The following is a 19,285-nucleotide window of genomic DNA, read 5'->3' on the forward strand; positions in this document are numbered from 1 at the left end:
TTACCCCTCCTAAACGGAGAGATCTTTCAACTGCTCCAACCATTCTGTTGAGGATGGGTTATCGCGCCAGTGAAGCAGTGATTGAACCTCTCTTTCTTCAATCATACCTGTTTCTACGGCACATGTTAATAATTCATCGAAATTGGTAAGCGTATCCCAGGCAATTTCCGCGCTCGCAAACTGCTCTGTTCCTTTTTTCATTCCATATGTAAAGATGGCGGCTACACCAAGCACGTTAGCACCAGCAGCTTCTAATTGTTTCACAGCATCGATCGCACTGCCTCCTGTTGAAACCAAATCTTCAATCACAACAACCTTTTGTCCTTTCTCTACTTTTCCTTCAATCACATTTCCTTTTCCATGACCTTTTGCACTTCCGCGGACGTATACCATCGGAAGATCAAGTAGGTCGCTTACCCAGGCAGCGTGAGGAATCCCAGCAGTTGCTGTCCCGGCAATCACTTCTACATCAGCGTATTTTTCTTTCACCATAGCGACAAGCCCACGCGCAATTTCCTTTCTTATTTTTGGAAAAGAGAGGGTTAACCGGTTATCACAGTAAATTGGTGATAATAAACCTGATGACCACGTAAAAGGGTTATTTGGCTGAAGGCTGACGGCTTCAATTTCCAAAAGTGCTTTAGCGATTGATTTCATGTGACTTCCTCCACTCTGATTTTAAGATGTCATATGCCGATAAAGGGTTTTTCGCTCCTGTGATACTACGTCCGACCACAATAAAATCACTTCCTAAAGAACGTGCTTTCCGTGGAGAGCAGACGCGATTTTGATCACCAGCCAGATCACCTTCTAATCGAATCCCTGGTGTTACCGTTAAGAACGATTCTCCGCATGCTTCTTTGATCATTGGAACCTCAAGAGCTGAACTGACAACACCATCAAGTCCGCTTTCCTTCGCAAGCTCTGCAAGAGACACAACACTATTCTTCATATCTGTTGCAATATGGAGTTCGCTTCGAAGCATTTCTTCTGAAGTACTCGTTAATTGCGTGACACCGATGCATAAAGGCCGTTTTTGTCCGCCGCGAGTACCAGCTTCTAGCCCTTCCAACGCCGCCTGCATCATCCGTGATCCTCCGCTTGCATGTACGTTAATTAAGTCAACACCTAGACCAGCAAGACCCTTCATCGCTTTATTTACTGTATTTGGAATATCATGTAGTTTCAAATCGAGGAATACGTGATGACCTCGCTGTTTTAATTCATCTACAAGCTTAGGTCCGTATTGATAAAATGCTTCCATACCCACTTTTACAAAAAGCTTCTCTCCTTCAAATTGCTTAAGGAAATCATTTAGCTCTTCCTTTTCCGAAAAATCTAGTGCGAGGATGATTGAAGATCCCATGACTTTTTCCAGCTCCTTCCTGTCAGCTCAGAAATATGGTGGACACCTAATTCATCCAACAAAGCAGGTAACGCATCAATAATACTAGGACAAGTGAATGGATCCACGAAGTTTGCCGTACCAACCGCAACAGCGCTCGCTCCTGCGAGAAAATATTCGATTACATCCTCCGCCGACTGCACCCCACCCATTCCAATAATCGGAATGTTGACTTGCTGACTCACTTGATGAATCATCCGAATCGCCACAGGTTTAATCGCCGGACCTGATAATCCTCCCGCTCCATTTGCAAGGATCGGCTTACCTGATTTTAAATCAATTCGCATACCGAGAAGTGTGTTGATCATCGTTAACCCATCAGCGCCCGCACGCTCAACGACTTTTGCCATCTGCACAATATCTGTCACGTTTGGCGAGAGTTTGACGTAAACAGGAACCGATGACACGTCTTTCACTGCTTTCGTGACCTCAAATGCCGTTTCAGGCACCGTTCCAAATGCGAGACCGCCTTCTTTCACATTTGGACAAGAAATATTCAACTCAAGCGCATGTACGTTCTCGGCTGTTGAGATTCGCTCTGCAACAGCCACGTAGTCTTCTATCGTCGATCCAGCCACATTCGCAATAATTGGCACGTTATAGTTCGATAGCCACGGTAACTCCTCTGTCATCACACGCTCAAGTCCTGGGTTTTGAAGACCAATCGCATTTAACATCCCTGATGTTGTTTCTGCGACGCGAGGGGTTGGATTACCGAAGCGCGGCTCATGCGTTGTCGCCTTCACCATAATCGCTCCAAGCTGATCCAGGCTATAAAACTGACTATACTCTTTACCAAATCCAAAGCAGCCTGATGCTGGCATGATCGGATTTTTTAGATCTAAGCCCGGAAGCTCTACTCGTAATCGGCTCATAGAACAACCTCCCCCGCTTGAAATACTGGCCCATCACTGCACACTTTACGATAAGCAAAGCCTGTTTCGTCTCCCTGTACGTGACAAACACATGCGAGACATGCACCAATCCCACACCCCATTCGTTGTTCAAGTGAGAGGTAAACACCTTTTTTGGCACGGTAATTTTCTAGTGCTTTTAACATTGGTGATGGTCCGCAGGCGAAAAGGTAGTCAGCGTTCATATCAATCTGGTTTGTTACAAATCCTTCTTCGCCATATGTTCCATCTGCCGTTGTGATTGTAACAGGGCCATATGCTTTAAATTTTTCTTCGTAGAAAACGACTGAACTTGTTTGAAAGCCGTGTACATGCTTTACTTTCACCCCGCGTTTTGTTAATTCTTGTGAAAGGTAATAGAGGGGGGGAACACCGATACCGCCTCCCACAAGTAGAGCTGTTTCGCCCTCCATTGTCCTCTCAATTGGAAAACCATTCCCGAGTGGTCCAAGGAGGTCAACTTCGACCCCTGGTACCATCTCCGCTAATACTTTTGTTCCTTTTCCTTCTGCACGATAAATCATTGTTAATTCATGCTGGTTAGGATCGACATGACAAATACTGATTGGGCGTCTTAGCAATGGATCTGAACCGAATCCCGTTTTAACATGAACAAATTGTCCAGGCTGGAAGCTTTCATCGATCTCCTTGTGAAAAACAACCGCTTCATAAATCGAAGCTGCTATTTCTTTTTGAGAAACAAGCTCGGTTTTTAACTGCTTCATGAACGAACCACTTCTTTTTCATGAAACTTCGGCATGCTTGTGCTCGTAAACGTCATCGTCTCTATGACCCGTAGCAACGCTTTTGCTGTATCAAGTGACGTGAAGCAGACAACGCCGTTTTCCACTGACTCGCGTCGAATACGGAAGCCGTCACGCGCAGGCTGCTTTCCTCTTGTGAGTGTATTAATGACAAATTGCGCTTGCCCTTCCCGAATGACGTGTAATAAATTCGGCTTTTCAGCTCCAATTTTATTCACCACTGTTACAGGAATTCCGAGTTCTCGAATGATGTGAGCTGTTCCTTCTGTCGCAAGAATGTGGTAGCCGATCGCATTGAAACGCTTCACAATATCGATCGCTTCTTCTTTATCTTTGTCCGCGATTGTGAATAACACTGAGCCGTGCGTTGGAATCTTCATACCGGAAGCAACTAGCCCTTTATACAGAGCTTTCTCCAGTGTGTAATCGCGACCCATTACTTCGCCTGTTGATTTCATTTCTGGTCCAAGCGTAATATCCACGCGACGCAATTTCGCAAAAGAGAAGACCGGTACTTTTACATACACATCGTCTCGTTCCGTTCCATACCCTGTTTCGTAACCAAGAGAAGGAAGTGATGCTCCTAAAATGACTTTCGTTGCGAGATTCGCCATTGGTACCCCTGTGATTTTACTTAAGAATGGCACGGTTCGACTTGATCGCGGATTAACTTCAAGCACATATACCTGCTCATTTTGAATGACATATTGGATATTAAGGAGTCCTTTAATTTTCAGTCCTCTCGCAAGCGTGATTGTTTGATCAATGAGCGTTTGTTTCACTTCATTTGATAAGCTTTGCGGAGGATACACCGCAATCGAATCCCCCGAGTGAATTCCTGCTCTCTCAATGTGTTCCATAATGCCTGGAATAAACACCGTTTTTCCGTCAGAGATCGCATCAACTTCAATTTCTTTCCCCATCAAATAGCGATCGATTAACACTGGGTGCTGTGGATTTACTTTAACCGCATTTTCCATGTAATGAAGCAGTTCGCTTTCCTTATACACAATTTCCATTGCTCTGCCGCCGAGTACATAGGATGGACGAACAAGGACAGGATAGCCAATTCGCTCAGCAATTGTGACAGCTTGATCAACGGATGTTGCTGTCTTTCCTTCTGGTTGCGGGATGTTTAGCTCAGCCATCGCCATTTCGAATTTATCTCGGTTCTCAGCGCGATCCATATCTTCTAAGGATGTTCCAAGAATTTTCACTCCTCGCGCTGCTAGTTCGTCTGCAAGATTAATCGCCGTCTGTCCTCCGAACTGAACTACAACACCTTTAGGCTTTTCAAGATCAATCACATGCATCACGTCTTCAACAGTTAGCGGTTCAAAATAAAGCTTATCTGAGATGCTGAAATCCGTCGATACGGTCTCCGGGTTATTGTTAATAATGATGGCTTCATATCCAGCTTCTCGAATTGCCCAAACGCTGTGTACAGTTGCGTAGTCAAACTCAATTCCCTGACCGATTCGGATTGGACCGGAACCTAGAACGAGCACACTCTCTTTCGATGTTTCGAGTGATTCATTTTCATCTTCATAAGTCGAGTAGTAATAAGGCGTTTCCGATTCAAATTCACCCGCACACGTATCAACCATTTTATAAACGGGACGGATCGCTTCTTGCGTTCTCAATTCATAAATTTCAAGCTCTGTCTGATTCCAGAGTGTGGCAATAATGTGATCTGTGAATCCTTTTTTCTTTGCTTCAAGCAAAAGGTCGAGACTTCCTTTGTTCTCTTTCAGCTTGTGTTCAAGCTCAATAATCCCTTGAATTTTCACGAGGAAGTAATGGTCAATTTTGCTCCAGTCGTGAATTTCTTTTATCGTTTTCCCTCTTCTAAATGCTTCTGCTACAACGAAAATGCGTTCATCATCTGCGAAGCGAATCCTTTTCTCCAACGTTTCGTCATCAAGGTTCACTAACTCTGGAATGGATAAATGGCTGACATTTGACTCTAGTGAGCGCACTGCTTTTAATAGCGACTCTTCTAACGTACGTCCGATCGCCATTACCTCACCCGTTGCCTTCATTTGCGTTCCTAGCTTACGATTCGCACTTTCAAATTTATCAAACGGCCATCTTGGAATCTTGGATACGACATAGTCTAAAGCTGGTTCGAAGCTTGCATATGTTTTTCCTGTAACCGGGTTTTTCATTTCTGCAAGAGATAGACCTACTGCGATTTTCGCTGCAAGTTTCGCAATTGGATAGCCCGTTGCTTTAGATGCAAGTGCCGAGGAACGGCTAACTCTTGGATTTACCTCAATGATGTAATATTGGAAACTGTAAGGATCAAGAGCAAGCTGAATGTTACAGCCCCCCTCAATTTTTAATGCACGAATCACTTTTAGCGCAACGTTCCGTAGCATCTGATAGTCTCGATCAGATAGCGTCTGACTCGGCGCTACGACGATGGAGTCCCCTGTATGAATCCCGACAGGATCGATGTTCTCCATGTTACACACTACAATCGCTTGATCCTGACCGTCACGCATCACTTCATACTCCACTTCTTTAAATCCAGCAATGCTTTTCTCGAGCAGACATTGGGTCACAGGGCTGTATTTCAGTCCACTTGAAACAATTTCTTCTAGCTCTTCATCATTGTTTACAATTCCCCCGCCTGTTCCTCCGAGCGTATAAGCAGGACGTACGATCACCGGGTATCCAATTCGATTCACAAATTGATAGGCTTCTTCGAGATTATGAATAATATCACTTTCTGGTACTGGCTCGTTTAGCTCATTCATGAGCGTTCGAAACAGATCACGATCTTCTGCCTGCTGAATCGCATCAAGTTTCGTACCCAAGAGTTCTACTTCATAGTCTTGTAAAACGCCCGCTTCTGATAATTCCATTGCCATATTTAGTCCAGTTTGCCCTCCAAGCGTTGCAAGAAGAGCATCTGGTCGTTCTTTTCGAATGATTCGGCTAACAAAATCAAGGGTAAGAGGTTCGATGTACACTTCGTCTGCGATCGTTGTATCCGTCATGATTGTCGCTGGATTCGAGTTTACTAGAATAACTTCATATCCTTCTTCTTTTAATGCCTGACATGCTTGCGTTCCTGCATAGTCAAATTCTGCGGCTTGCCCGATGACAATCGGTCCTGATCCGATCACAAGGATTTTCTGAATATCTGTACGTTTAGGCATATGTTTTTTCCCCCTTGAATGTTGTAATCATCGCGATAAAGTCGTCAAAAAGTTCATTGGAATCTTCAGGGCCAGGTGATGCTTCTGGATGATACTGCACACTGAAAGCTGCATACTCCTTATGTTTAACTCCTTCAATGGAGCCATCGTTTACTGCAACATGTGTGACAACTAACTCCGTATCCTCTAACGTTTCAGCCGCAATTGTATAGCCGTGATTTTGCGAAGTAATCGCCACGCGTTTTGTTGTTAAATCCATAACGGGGTGATTGGATCCTCTATGCCCGAACTTCATTTTTTCTGAATCAGCTCCACATGCAAGAGCAAATAGCTGGTGACCAAGACAAATGCCAAAGAGCGGAATTTTGCCAAGAATGCCGTGAATCATCTCTACAGCCTCGGGAACGTCTTTCGGGTCCCCAGGACCGTTACTAAGCATCACGCCATCAGGGTTTAGGCGAAGAATTTCTTCCGCTGATGTATTGTATGGGACGACTACCACATCACATTTCCGCCTTGTTAATTCTCTAAGTATGCCGTGCTTCATCCCAAAATCAACAAGAACGATGCGGAATCCACGACCTGGACTTGCATATGGTGCTTTGATGGATACTTGCTGTACTTGGTCTCTTTTCAATGGCGTATCTCTTAGGTCACGTGCAATTTTCTCTGGATCAACATCCATGCTACACATTTTTCCTTTTAGCGTTCCATTTGAGCGGATCAGCTTTGTCAGCTTCCTTGTATCAATGCCTTCAAGTCCAGGAATCCCTTTTACACGAAGCAGTTCATCCAGCGTCATTTCATTTCTCCAGTAACTCGGCACTTCCGTTGCTTCTTTCACAATAAGTCCGTGTACAGATGGGTTAATCGATTCGAAATCATCTCGGTTAATGCCGTAGTTTCCGATTAACGGATACGTAAGCGTAACGATTTGAGCACAGTAAGAAGGATCCGATAATATTTCCTGATAGCCAGTCATGCCAGTGTTAAAAACAACCTCGCCGCTTTTCTCTATGTCACTACCAAATGCTTTTCCTACAAAAATAGATCCATCTTCTAATATCAGCTGTCTTTTCATCATTGATCGCTCCCTTTTTCAAACACGATTTTGCCATTTACAAATGTGGCGGTCGGCCATCCTTTACACGTCCATCCAGTAAAAGGAGTGTTCTTTCCTTTGGAGATAAATAACTCTGGATTAATGTCCTCTTGCTCTGTCAAATTGATGATTGTCATATCAGCTAATGCACCTATATCGAGAGTGCCGTATTCAAGTCCAAAGGCATGCGCTGGTTTTACCGTTAGCCAATCAACAAGCTGCTTTAAGGTAAAGATCTCTTTCTCAACAAAATAGGTGTATAACAGCGGAAAAGCCGTTTCCAGTCCCACGATGCCAAATGGCGCTTTTTCCATTGACTGTGCTTTTTCATCCTTAGAGTGAGGGGCATGATCCGTTGCAATGAAATCAATAGTGCCGTCGAGCAGACCTTCAATAAGTGCCTCTCGATCTTCTTTTGAGCGAAGAGGCGGGTTCATTTTGTAATGCGTATCAAGTCCTGGTATATCATCTTCTGATAAAAGAAGATGATGTGGCGTGACTTCAGCTGTTACGTTAATGCCAGCCCGCTTCGCATCACGAACGGTACGAACAGACTCCTTCGTACTAATGTGGCAAACATGATAATGTACGCCTGCTGCTTCAGCAAGCAGAACATCTCTTGCAATATGTACCGCTTCACAAACAGACGGAATGCCGTTTAGTCCATTCACTTTTGAGAAATGACCCTCATGCACGCTTCCTCCGTTGATCAACGTATTTTCTTCGCAGTGGGCAACAATTGCTAGGTTACTAGCTGCCGCACGCTTCATGGCTTCTAGCATCATTCCAGCGTTTTGAACCCCAACCCCATCGTCTGTTAAGGCAAACGCGCCGTGTGTTTTTAACCCTTCAAAATTTGTCAGCTCTTCGCCTAGCTGTCTGGTTGTAATCGCTCCATATGGCAACACGCGAACGCTTGCGGTTTCTTTGATTCGATTCATTAACTTTTGCATCGTTTCTTCATTGTCAGGCACGGGCCTCGTATTCGGCATCGCCGCAATTGTTGTAAATCCACCTTTTGCCGCTGCTTTGGTTCCAGTCTCAATCGTTTCTTTATGCTCGCCGCCAGGTTCTCTTAGATGCACGTGAAGATCAACGAGACCTGGAGCTAAGAGATTCCCTTTTGCATCAAATGTTTGGTGCGCTTCTACTTCAATCTTTTTTGCGATTGTTTCAATTCGTCCATCCTCATTGATAAGAACATCCCGCTCGATCAAATCTCCAGCTTCGTTTAGTAGTCTCGCATTTTGGATTAACATTACACGACCATTCCTTTCTTAGTAGGTTGCAGAACCAGGTTCAAGCAGGCCATTCGTACATAAACACCGTTTTCCATTTGTTTAAAAATTCTTGAGCGTTCACATTCCACTAATGAGTTATCAATTTCAACGCCTCGATTGACTGGCGCAGGATGCATAATAATGCTATGTTTTTTCATACGTTTTTCTCGCTCTACTGTAAGCCCAAATGTCTGAAGGTAAGAATCTGTCTCGCTTCTCCTTTCATGACGCTCATTTTGAATGCGCAGTAGCATGAGCACATCCGCCTGTTCAACCGCTTCATCCATTGTGAGGTATGGGGTTTCATTCATTGTTTCATCTTGCCATTCACGTGGCCCTGAAAAACTCACTTTTGCGCCTAGCCTACTTAACACGTTAGCATTTGACCTCGCTACCCTGCTGTGCTTTATATCACCAGCGATTACGACGTTAAGCCCTTCAAATCGCTTGAACTCTTGACGAATCGTTAGGAGATCTAGCAGCGATTGAGTTGGGTGATGCCCGCACCCATCGCCTGCATTAATGATGGACATGGACGTTTTCTCAAGTAGCGGTTCAAAATACTTCTCCTCTTTGTGCCTAACGACGACAGCGCTTGCTCCGATCGATTCAAGTGTTTTAATGGTGTCGTAGAGCGTCTCCCCTTTTTGAACGCTTGATGATGACGTTTCAAAATTCAACACCTCATAGCCAAGTTTCTTCTCTGCTACCTCAAAGCTAAACCTTGTTCTGGTTGAGGGCTCGAAGAAAAGATTCGCGATAAACACTGGCTCCTGTCTTTGAATACTTTTTCCATTCTTGAAACGCTCAGCCTGCAGTAAAATTTCATGAATTTCATCTAATGTAAGAGAGGTCATATCAAGTAAATGCTTCACATCACTCACTCCATTTCGCTATTATTTTCCTCAAAAAAAAGCACCCTGAGCGTTGTCAGGGTGCAGAAGGATAGACGCGTTTTGAGTAAACGCATCTCTTTCCCACCCTTTTAGGTCTCTCTGTACCTTTTTAAAGGATGATGCTATGCAGCTGGTTCGTTATTTTCAAGATCTTCTTCAAACATTTTCTCAACCGATTGCTGTGAGCTTCCGCCAGGCAAAATGAGGTTCAGCGTAATACCAATGATGGTCGCAAGCGCCATTCCTGCAATTTGCAGATTATCACTGACCTGGATGAAGGCACCACCTACACCGATGACTAGGATTACGGAGGAGATAATCAAGTTGCGCTTTTCACCGAGATCAATTTTGTTATCAATCAGCATGCGTAGTCCAGATGAAGCAATAATTCCGAAGAGAAGGATTGAGACTCCGCCCATCACAGCAGTCGGAATCGTTGAGATAAGGGCGGTTACTTTTCCTACAAACCCGAACATGAGCGCAAGGACAGCAGCTCCTCCGATGACAAACACGCTGAATACTCGTGTAATCGCAAGCACGCCAATGTTCTCCCCATACGTCGTATTCGGTGGTCCGCCAAGGCAAGAGGCGATCATTGTTGCAACTCCATCTCCAAGGATGGAACGATGAAGTCCTGGCGTTTTCAAGAAATTTTTACCGGCTACTTTACTTAAAACCATTTGATCGCCAATGTGTTCAGCTATTGTGACGACTGCAATGGGTACCATGATGAACAGGATTTCCCATGAGAAGACATCAACCGGGTTGTAATCCGCAAACGGAATAATGAAGTCGGGCATTTGAAAGAAGGAAGCTTCTTTGACTGGTGTGAGATCAACGATGCCCATAAAGTAAGCAAATGTATATCCTGATGCAATACCGATCAAGATCGGGATCAGGCTGAAAAACCCTCTTAAAAACATTGAAGCAAGAATCGTAACACCTAGCGTAACAAGTGCAACGGTAAAGTGCGTACCGCTATAGGCTTCTGTTGCCGGGTTATTCATTGCCATGTCGATCGCCGTTCCTGCAAGACCAAGTCCGATAACCATGATGACCGGGCCTACGACGATCGGTGGAAGAAGCTTTAACAGCCAGTTTAACCCAAGTGCTCGAATGCCAATGGCAACTAATCCGTAAACAATTCCTGCAAAAAAGCTTCCAATCATGGCTCCTTCAGGTCCGTGTAAGGATACCGCTGATATGATCGGTGCGATAAAAGCGAATGATGAGCCTAGGTAAGCTGGAATTCTTCCTTTTGTGATTGCGAGGTACGCGAGTGTACCAAGCCCACTTGAAACAAGAGCGACGGCCGGATCAAGTCCGACGAGGAATGGAACTAATATCGTTGCGCCAAACATGGCGAATAAATGCTGTAAGCTTAATGTGAGCCAGCTTGATGGTTTTGGAACGTCTCGAATACCTAGTACTTGTTTCATGATGTTTTCCTCCTTGATTGTGCGTGTCCCGGCCATGCTTATAAAAAAACTCCTTGCATGGCCGCAAGGAGGTACACGCGTATCCTAACGGAACGCGGTTCCTCCCTTGGCCGTCTCTCTGGACGGAATTAAAGGGAGCACGATTTATGATTGTGTTAAGCTTACTTGATCAAAGTCGTCTACTTCTGTAAGGGCAACTTCAATGATTTCTTCTTTTGATGTTGGTACGTTTTTCCCTACATAATCAGGCCGGATCGGTAATTCTCGATGTCCGCGATCCACTAGCACAGCTAGTTGAATTTGTGATGGACGACCGAGATCCATTAAGGCGTCCATAGCTGCACGAACGGTTCTGCCGGTATAAAGGACGTCATCAATGAGTATGACTTTCTGATCACTCACATCTTTTGAGATGCTTGTGCCTTTAATTAGCGGGTCCTGATCTTCATTTTTGTGAGTTAAGTCATCACGGTACATCGTGATGTCCACTTCTCCTACTGAAATCGCTGAGCCTTCGATTTGCTCAATTCGTTCAGCTAACCTCTCAGCTAAATAGATGCCTCGAGTTTTAATTCCAACAAGCATTGTATTTTCAATGCCTTTATTGCGCTCAAGTATTTCATGCGCAATTCGTGTGAGCGCTCTTCGAATCGCCTGATCATCAAGCAAGATTCGCTTGTTTTCCATCATGATCGCCCCTCTCTCTATCTCGTTCTTAAGTAGTAAAAAACCCTTTTGCCATGAGGGCAAAAGGGTTTTGGGCATACAAATGTAGCGTTGCGCAGCCGATTTTCCTTTGCAGCCTCACGGGACTGTCGTTAAAGGGTATGCTGTTGTCTATAAAGAGTATCGCAAAGATCTCTCCTAATGTCAACCTTAATCTTGTCTAAGTCTCTTTAATAAGCGTTCAATATCCTCTGGAATAGGCGCGGAGAATTCAAGCCATTCTTCTGTTACAGGGTGACGGAAGCCAAGTACACCTGCATGGAGCGCTTGCCCGTCAATTGGCAGTGACTTTCTTCTCGGACCATATTTCGGGTCGCCTGCCACCGGATGATCGATGTACTTCATATGCACGCGAATTTGATGCGTTCGACCTGTCTCCAGCTTGCATTCAACATACGTATACTGTTTATAACGTTCAAGCACGCGAAAATGCGTAACAGCATCACGGCTATGCTCATCAGTTACTGTCATTTTTTGACGATCTTGTTTATCTCGCCCAATTGGCGCATCAATTGTACCTACATCGTGCTGGATATTGCCATGTACAATGGCTGTATAAAGTCTATTCACTGTTTTAGCTTGAAGTTGCTTTACAAGTGATTCATGTGCTTTATCGTTTTTCGCAACCATTAACAAGCCTGATGTATCTTTATCAATTCGGTGTACAATTCCTGGTCGAACTACCCCATTGATTCCACTTAAGTCATTTACTTGATACATAAGTCCGTTTACGAGCGTGCCGCTTGCGTGACCAGGTGCGGGATGGACAACCATGCCACGAGGTTTATTCACGACAAGAACATCTGCATCTTCATAAACGATTTCCAGGTTTAAGTTCTCTGCAACAATTTCTAATTCTTCAGGTTCTGGAACAGAAACTTCAATTTCATCACCTGGAGTTGCTTTATAATTACCTTTCACTGCTTCACCATTTACTTGAATGTTTTTTTCTTTAATCCAGGTTTGAACCTGGCTACGTGACCAGTCACTCTCATAAGAAGTAATGAGCTTATCAATTCGCTCACCTTTTTCTTCTTCTGCTACTTTAAATGTGAATTTTTCCATTAGTTTTCCCCTTTAGCCTGCTTACTTTCAAAAATAGTGCCGATAAAAATGAGAATAACCCCTACCACAAGGGAGGCATCGGCAACGTTAAAGATCGGAAAATCATAAGAGAAGATAAAGGTGTTCACAAAATCCACTACTTCTCCACGAAGGGCTCGATCAATAAAGTTCCCTATTGCGCCACCAAGTATGAGCGCGAGGGTTACACTAACGAAACGGCTATGTTTATACTGTCTCATATAATAGATAACCGCTCCAATAACGAAAATGGTAATGATATAAAAGAAAATCATCTGTCCTTGAAGGATTCCGAAGGCTGCGCCCCGGTTTCGATGAGATGTGAGAGATAGAAAACCATCGATTAATGTAATGTTTTCACCATATTCCATATACTTCACAACAAGCCATTTCGTCCACTGATCAAGTACAATGATGCCAATGGCTATGAGATATTTCCACACGAGCGCTCCTCCGATCAAATGTTACTTCCTATGAAAGTTTAGCACAGCTTGCTTCAGCAGACAATCGAAACTGAAGTTGCCATATTAAAAAGACGCTTTGCAGTGCAAAGCGTCTTTTCGTTTACTATCACGATTCGTAATGATTTTTAACAGTTTCAGCACAGCTAGCACAAAGAGTTGGGTACTCACTATCAGCACCAACATCCGTTTTCACTTGCCAGCAGCGCTCACACGTTTCTCCTTCAGCAGGTGAAACAGAAATCGCTAGTTCTTCATATACTTTCGCTTCTGTTGGAGCCTCAGCCTTCGTACCGGCAACTGTTGCTCCAGATACGATAAAGAGCTTCTCAAGATTTGTTACGCCTTCAAGCAACTCTTTCGCACCCTTATCAGCGTAAATATGAAGTTGAGCTGTTAATGATTTACCAATGACTTTCTCGTTACGCGCTTCTTCTAATGCCTTAAGCACTTCATCACGAAGTTCCATGACATGATCCCATTTTTGCTCAAGATCTGCAGTGCCTTCAAAGTTTTTCACTTCCGGCATATCAGAAAGCTGTACAAACTCTTCCTTCTCACCAGGAACATACTGCCAAACTTCCTCAGCTGTATGCGGGATAATTGGAGAAAGAAGTTTTGTTAACGCTACAGCCGTCTGATAAAGAACGGTTTGAATTGCACGGCGCTTTGGATGATCTTCATGCTCGATATAAAGCGTATCTTTCGCAATATCAAGGTAAAACGAACTCATTTCAATCGTGAAGAAGTTATGAATCGTATTATAAACCGTTAAGAATTGATACTCATCGTAAGCTTTCTTCACTTTTGAAACTAAGTTGTTCAGCTTAACTAGCATATACTGATCGAGCTCACCAAGATCTTCATACGCCACCTGATGCTGCGATGGGTCAAACCCTTCTAGGTTACCGAGCATAAAGCGGAACGTGTTACGAATCTTACGGTATACTTCAGCTACTTGTTTTAAAATATCATCTGATACGCGTACGTCAGCCTGATAATCAGCAGAAGATACCCATAGACGAAGAATATCCGCTCCTAATTGCTTCATCACATCGTTTGGTACCATTGTGTTTCCAAGGGATTTACTCATTTTCTTTCCTTCACCATCAAGGATAAAACCGTGACTTAGTACAGCTTTATAAGGTGCTTTACCTGTTACAGCTACAGCTGTAGAAAGGGATGAGTTAAACCAACCGCGATACTGGTCAGAGCCTTCAAGATACAAATCAGCAGGGCGAGCGAGATCACTTCGCTCTTCAAGAACCGCCTGATGAGATGAACCTGAATCAAACCAAACGTCCATGATATCCATTTCCTTGCGGAATTCACTGTTCGGACTGTGCTCAGAAGTAAATCCTTCAGGGAGAAGGTCTTTAGCATCCCACTCGAACCAGATGTTAGATCCGTGTTCACGGAATAGGTCTGATACGTGAGCAATTGTTTCATCTGTAATGATTGGCTCATTATTTTCGCCATAAAATACCGGAATCGGCACGCCCCATGCACGTTGACGAGAGATACACCAATCTTCCCGATCTTTCACCATGTTATGAAGGCGAATCTCGCCCCATGAAGGGAACCATTTCACATCGGCTACCGCTTGAAGTAGTTCAGGACGGAATTCCTTAATAGAAGCAAACCATTGTTCTGTTGCACGGAAGATGATCGGCTTCTTCGTACGCCAATCGTGCGGATAGGAGTGCGTGAAGAACGTAAGCTTTACAAGTGCGCCTGCTTCTTCAAGCTTCTCTGTAATCGGCTTATTCGCTTTATCATAGAACATACCTTCAAATCCAGGAGCTTCATCTGTAAAGACACCTTTTTCATCAACTGGACAAAGAATGTCTAACTTATACTTTCTTCCAATCAAGTAGTCATCTTCCCCGTGTCCTGGAGCCGTGTGAACGCAACCTGTACCTGCGTCAAGTGTGACATGATCACCAAGAATAACGAGAGACTCACGGTCATAGAACGGATGCTGAGCTGTTACGTATTCAAGCTCACTACCTTTCACGCGATTTACTTCACTGACGTTCGTCCACTCAAACTCTTCTTTTAACTGATCAACGAGTTCTGTTGCTACGACGTATTTTGTGCCATCAGCATTCACAACGCTGTACTCAAACTTCTCATTTAACGCAATCGCAAGGTTAGATGGGATCGTCCACGGTGTGGTTGTCCAGATGATAAATTTCTCATCTCCTGCAAGCACGCCTTTACCGTCTTTTACATCAAATGCAACATAGATGGAAGGAGAGCGCTTATCATGGTACTCAATTTCTGCTTCTGCTAATGCAGATTCAGATGTCGGAGACCAATAAACGGTTTTCTTATCTTTGTAGATATAACCGCGCTTCGCCATTTCACCGAACACTTTAATTTGCTGCGCTTCGTAACCTTTATGAAGCGTGATGTACGGGTTATCCCAATCGCCTCGGACACCAAGACGCTTAAACTGTTCACGCTGGCGATCCACTTGTTTTAATGCATACCCTTCACATTTCTTTCTAAATTCAGCTACCGTTAACTTTTTACGATCAACGCCTTTTTTTGTTAAAGCCTGCTCAATTGGAAGGCCGTGCGTATCCCAACCAGGAACGTAAGGAGCATTGAAACCGTTCATTGATTTATAGCGAACGATCATATCTTTCAACACTTTGTTTTCAGCGTGGCCCATATGAATGTCACCATTGGCATATGGAGGGCCATCGTGTAGCACAAACAAAGGACGATCTTTCGTTCTTTCCTGTACTTTTTCATAAAGATTGATGTTTTCCCATTCTTTTTGCATGTCAGGCTCTTTATTTGGTAAATTTCCTCTCATCGGAAATTTTGTCTTTGGCATTAAGAGCGTTTCTTTAAAGCTCATGAGGTTTCCTCCTTCAACTTATAACGACCAACATCCGTAGCGCGAATATCCCTGGCATCTCTTCCATCAAATGCAAAAAAACCTTCTCGTCCCCGAATAGGGACGAGAAGGTTTTTCCCGTGGTACCACCCAAATTAAGCTTTGCGCTCACTTTGCATTCGTAACGTGAATGATTCGCCGAGGCTTACTTATTGTTCAGCACGGGACTCCGGGATGATTTTCCCTAATTGCTTAACACCGGCTCCCACCATTCCCGGCTCGCTTTGTTAAGTAAGAATCAGGTACTCTTCCCTTCTTCGTCGATCGTTATTGCTATTACTAGAAGTATAGTGTAAATAAAATTAAGAAGTCAAGGAAATGACAAAAAAATAAATAAGTGCATTACGCTTTTTCTTCGATTTGTTCTTGCTGCTCTTCTTCCTCTTCTTCAAATCGAGCAACGAGACCATCCCAGTCTTCGTTATTAAGCATTTCAAGTTGTGCCTCAACTAGCATCCGGAAACGCGTGCGATAGACGGCTGCTTGTTTTTTCAGCTCTTCATTATCCATTGAAATCTTACGTGCTTTTGCAAGTGAATCATTAATAATACGATCCGCATTTTTTTCTGCTTCTTTTACAATAAGCTGAGATTCTTTTTTAGCATTTTGTCTAACTTCTTCTGCTGATTCTTGTGCAACTAAGATCGACTTGTTTAACGTTTCTTCCAGGTTAGAGAAATGTCCTAGTCGTTCTTCTAATAGTTTCACTCTCTCATTCAGTTCTTTCTTTTCTCTGATCACTGTTTCATAATCTTTAATTACCTGATCGAGAAATTCATTGACTTCATCTTCATCATAACCGCGGAATCCGCGAGTAAACTCTTTGTTATGAATATCTAATGGTGTTAAAGGCAATTCAGCCACCTCCGATTTACTCTCTTTTCATATACCCGGCTTAATCTTATTTCGACAGCGATTTGGATATTCCTTCTATTTGTGACAAACTATTTACGAATGTGATAGGTAATTCGCCATTTATCTCGCTTCGTTTTTCCATCAATGGAGACGATTTTACTTCTACCTGAACCTCTAAGAGACAAGTAATCTCCCTCTTTCACTTCGGCTGAAGGTTGACTCACAATCTTCCAGTTTAATTTCGCTCGATCATGTTCAATCATTGTACTTACTTTCCCTCTTGAAAGATTGTAAACTTCCGCTAGAACAGTATCTAATCTAAGACTTGTTACTGTACCAGCCTGTTCGTCCCATTCTGCCTCAGGTAAATGTAAAAACTCAAGTGAAATTTCTACTGGAGAAAGAGAAGCCTTACCAGCTTGCGTAAGGTTCAATTTCACGAAGTCTGCAATTTCCTTTGCTACAATAAGGTGAGCAACACTATCATTTATCATGATATCCCCAAATTTTTCACGTTTTATCCCTAGACCCATCATGGCTCCAAGTAAATCCGGGTGAGTCAATGATACGAACTTAGCTGGGTATGTAATTTCAAATGCTGTTATGTCGAAATCTTCACTTGAAGGCTCAAAGTAAGGTGGAACAAGAAGAGCCCTTTGACGTTCTGACCCTTCTACTCCCCCTGAGAAAAACACTCCCACATCAGGATGATTTCCTATGATTTGGTTCACCATATCCTGCTCTCTAGGATCTAGAAAATCGGTTAATCTGGGCGCATATCTTTCCTGAACCTCATCTTGCCATTGCAATACGCGATCAACAAATGTCCGTTCCTCAGGACGGTAATGCTCATAAATCGACATTAACTTACGAAACTAAAGAGAGCTGCAATTCCGTACTGAACGAATTGAAGCGCAAAAATCGCGACAATCGGTGAAATATCAAGCATGCCACCGATTGGTGGAATGAAACGACGAAATGGTGCAAGGTACGGTTCTGCAATCGAAGCAATCATCTGGCCAATGGAAGATTCTCTTGCATTTGGGATCCACGACATAAAGATGTAGATAATGAGAATCCACGTATAAATTTGTACTGCTGAAATTAAGATTGAAGCTATGTTCAAACTTTTCACCCTTTCTTACTTACTCGTCTTCATAAATTTCATCTGTGATGTTTCCTGAAATCTCAACGTTATCCGGTGTACATAAAAATGTTTCCGGACCGAGCTTTTGAATATCGCCACCAACAGCATAGACAGTTCCGCTTAAAAAGTCCACGATCCGTCTTGCCTGATCCTGCGGAATACGTTGCAAATTCATAACAACGGACTTCCGATTTTTCACATGATCTGCAATATCCTGAGCTTCAGCATACACTCTAGGCTCTACTAGCACAACTCTTGAGTTCTTATGAACGCTTTGGAGACTGACAACATTTTGCTTACTTTTGCGACTTGCCCTGGTCACTTCAGGTTCTTCTTCCTCCATATAGTCTTCGTGCTCCTGCTGCTCATCCAATTCTATGGTTTCATCATCAAGTTCAAAGAACTGTTTGAATTTTGTCTTAATACCCAATTCCCTGCACCTCCTGGAGAGCTTAATTTATTTTTCATTACCGACAAGTGACGAGCCAATCCGAACGTAGGTTGCGCCTTCTTCAACAGCAATTTCATAATCGTTCGACATCCCCATTGAAAGCTCCTTGCACGGAGCATGATGGAGTGAGAGCGTTTGAATCTGTTCTGCAAGCTCCCGAAGTTGTTTAAAGACAGCTCGAATTTCGTCTGGATTATTTGTATGGGGAGCCATCGTCATTAACCCTATTACTTTAATCGAAGAAAACTCTTGTAGCGATTCAATAAAAGGAATGGTAGCATCTAGTGATAGACCATGTTTCGATTCTTCTCCAGACACGTTTACCTGTACAAAACAGTTTATTTCTTTTTCGGCTCTCTTGTGTATTTCTTTAGCCAGAGAGCGACGATCAAGTGAGTGTATATAGTCTACGAAAGGAAGGACTTCTTTTACTTTACGAGATTGTAGTGTTCCAATAAAGTGCCAGGAAGGCGTAGATCCAAAGACTTCTACTTTCTTTAAAAGCCCTTCATCTCGACTTTCCCCAAGATGTGTTAACCCTGCATCAAGCGCTTCCTTTGTACGCTCTACGCTCACGTATTTTGTCACAGCTACCACATTTATACGTTCAGGATCGCGGCCAGACCTCTCCGCTGCTTCATTTATTTGTTTTTTTATTGTAGCTAGACTTTCCCTTACATTCAC

General features: G+C 43.4%; 18 protein-coding genes and 1 other annotated feature. All 18 genes read right to left on the minus strand.

Annotated features, from left to right (window positions below):
* Positions 1-9: 9 nt before the first annotated feature.
* Complete coding sequence (gene pyrE / locus LC090_RS12515; RefSeq protein ID WP_226658342.1) at positions 10-657, minus strand: orotate phosphoribosyltransferase; 648 nt, start codon at positions 655-657, stop codon at positions 10-12.
* Entirely contained in the window at positions 641-1,366 is a 726-nt protein-coding gene (pyrF, locus tag LC090_RS12520; protein ID WP_226658343.1) for an orotidine-5'-phosphate decarboxylase, read from the minus strand. The genes pyrE and pyrF overlap by 17 nt, the downstream gene beginning before the upstream one ends.
* A complete protein-coding gene (locus tag LC090_RS12525; protein WP_226658344.1) occupies positions 1,339-2,280 on the minus strand; it encodes a dihydroorotate dehydrogenase in 942 nt (313 codons plus the stop codon). Before LC090_RS12525 ends, pyrF begins: the two co-directional genes overlap by 28 nt.
* Positions 2,277-3,044: a dihydroorotate dehydrogenase electron transfer subunit gene (locus tag LC090_RS12530; RefSeq protein ID WP_226658345.1), complete on the minus strand. Its 768-nt coding sequence runs from the start codon at positions 3,042-3,044 to the stop codon at positions 2,277-2,279. The genes LC090_RS12525 and LC090_RS12530 overlap by 4 nt, the downstream gene beginning before the upstream one ends.
* On the minus strand, positions 3,041-6,250 hold the full coding sequence (carB, locus tag LC090_RS12535; RefSeq protein WP_226658346.1) for a carbamoyl-phosphate synthase large subunit: 3,210 nt from the start codon (positions 6,248-6,250) through the stop codon (positions 3,041-3,043). Before carB ends, LC090_RS12530 begins: the two co-directional genes overlap by 4 nt.
* Positions 6,243-7,331 carry a carbamoyl phosphate synthase small subunit gene (locus LC090_RS12540; protein WP_226658464.1) on the minus strand — a complete coding sequence of 363 codons (1,089 nt, stop codon included), beginning with the start codon at positions 7,329-7,331 and terminating at the stop codon, positions 6,243-6,245. The genes carB and LC090_RS12540 overlap by 8 nt, the downstream gene beginning before the upstream one ends.
* A complete protein-coding gene (locus LC090_RS12545) occupies positions 7,331-8,611 on the minus strand; it encodes a dihydroorotase (RefSeq protein WP_226658347.1) in 1,281 nt (426 codons plus the stop codon). Before LC090_RS12545 ends, LC090_RS12540 begins: the two co-directional genes overlap by 1 nt.
* Positions 8,611-9,507: an aspartate carbamoyltransferase catalytic subunit gene (locus LC090_RS12550; RefSeq protein WP_226658348.1), complete on the minus strand. Its 897-nt coding sequence runs from the start codon at positions 9,505-9,507 to the stop codon at positions 8,611-8,613. The genes LC090_RS12545 and LC090_RS12550 overlap by 1 nt, the downstream gene beginning before the upstream one ends.
* Before the next feature lie 143 nt (positions 9,508-9,650).
* Positions 9,651-11,003, minus strand: coding sequence for a solute carrier family 23 protein (locus LC090_RS12555; protein WP_425590652.1), 1,353 nt, complete (start codon positions 11,001-11,003; stop codon positions 9,651-9,653).
* Between the two features lie 108 nt (positions 11,004-11,111).
* Complete coding sequence (gene pyrR / locus LC090_RS12560; RefSeq protein ID WP_159782315.1) at positions 11,112-11,654, minus strand: bifunctional pyr operon transcriptional regulator/uracil phosphoribosyltransferase PyrR; 543 nt, start codon at positions 11,652-11,654, stop codon at positions 11,112-11,114.
* 189 nt (positions 11,655-11,843) lie between these two features.
* Positions 11,844-12,758 (minus strand): RluA family pseudouridine synthase, encoded by a 915-nt coding sequence (locus LC090_RS12565; RefSeq protein WP_226658350.1) that lies wholly within the window; start codon positions 12,756-12,758, stop codon positions 11,844-11,846.
* Positions 12,758-13,219 carry a signal peptidase II gene (gene lspA, locus LC090_RS12570; protein ID WP_226658351.1) on the minus strand — a complete coding sequence of 154 codons (462 nt, stop codon included), beginning with the start codon at positions 13,217-13,219 and terminating at the stop codon, positions 12,758-12,760. Before lspA ends, LC090_RS12565 begins: the two co-directional genes overlap by 1 nt.
* Positions 13,220-13,346: 127 nt before the next feature.
* Positions 13,347-16,109 carry an isoleucine--tRNA ligase gene (gene ileS, locus LC090_RS12575; RefSeq protein ID WP_226658352.1) on the minus strand — a complete coding sequence of 921 codons (2,763 nt, stop codon included), beginning with the start codon at positions 16,107-16,109 and terminating at the stop codon, positions 13,347-13,349.
* 95 nt (positions 16,110-16,204) lie between these two features.
* Positions 16,205-16,415: a binding site (T-box leader), on the minus strand.
* Between the two features lie 75 nt (positions 16,416-16,490).
* On the minus strand, positions 16,491-17,003 hold the full coding sequence (locus tag LC090_RS12580; RefSeq protein ID WP_098443316.1) for a DivIVA domain-containing protein: 513 nt from the start codon (positions 17,001-17,003) through the stop codon (positions 16,491-16,493).
* An 89-nt stretch (positions 17,004-17,092) separates the two neighbouring features.
* Positions 17,093-17,866: an RNA-binding protein gene (locus tag LC090_RS12585; protein ID WP_226658353.1), complete on the minus strand. Its 774-nt coding sequence runs from the start codon at positions 17,864-17,866 to the stop codon at positions 17,093-17,095.
* On the minus strand, positions 17,866-18,129 hold the full coding sequence (locus LC090_RS12590) for a YggT family protein (RefSeq protein WP_224600183.1): 264 nt from the start codon (positions 18,127-18,129) through the stop codon (positions 17,866-17,868). The genes LC090_RS12585 and LC090_RS12590 overlap by 1 nt, the downstream gene beginning before the upstream one ends.
* A 19-nt stretch (positions 18,130-18,148) precedes the next feature.
* Complete coding sequence (locus LC090_RS12595; RefSeq protein ID WP_226658354.1) at positions 18,149-18,580, minus strand: cell division protein SepF; 432 nt, start codon at positions 18,578-18,580, stop codon at positions 18,149-18,151.
* Between the two features lie 27 nt (positions 18,581-18,607).
* Positions 18,608-19,285 (minus strand): YggS family pyridoxal phosphate-dependent enzyme, encoded by a 678-nt coding sequence (locus LC090_RS12600; protein WP_226658355.1) that lies wholly within the window; start codon positions 19,283-19,285, stop codon positions 18,608-18,610.

The organism is Guptibacillus hwajinpoensis (assembly GCF_020524165.1).
Classification (GTDB): domain Bacteria; phylum Bacillota; class Bacilli; order Bacillales; family Guptibacillaceae; genus Guptibacillus; species Guptibacillus hwajinpoensis_D.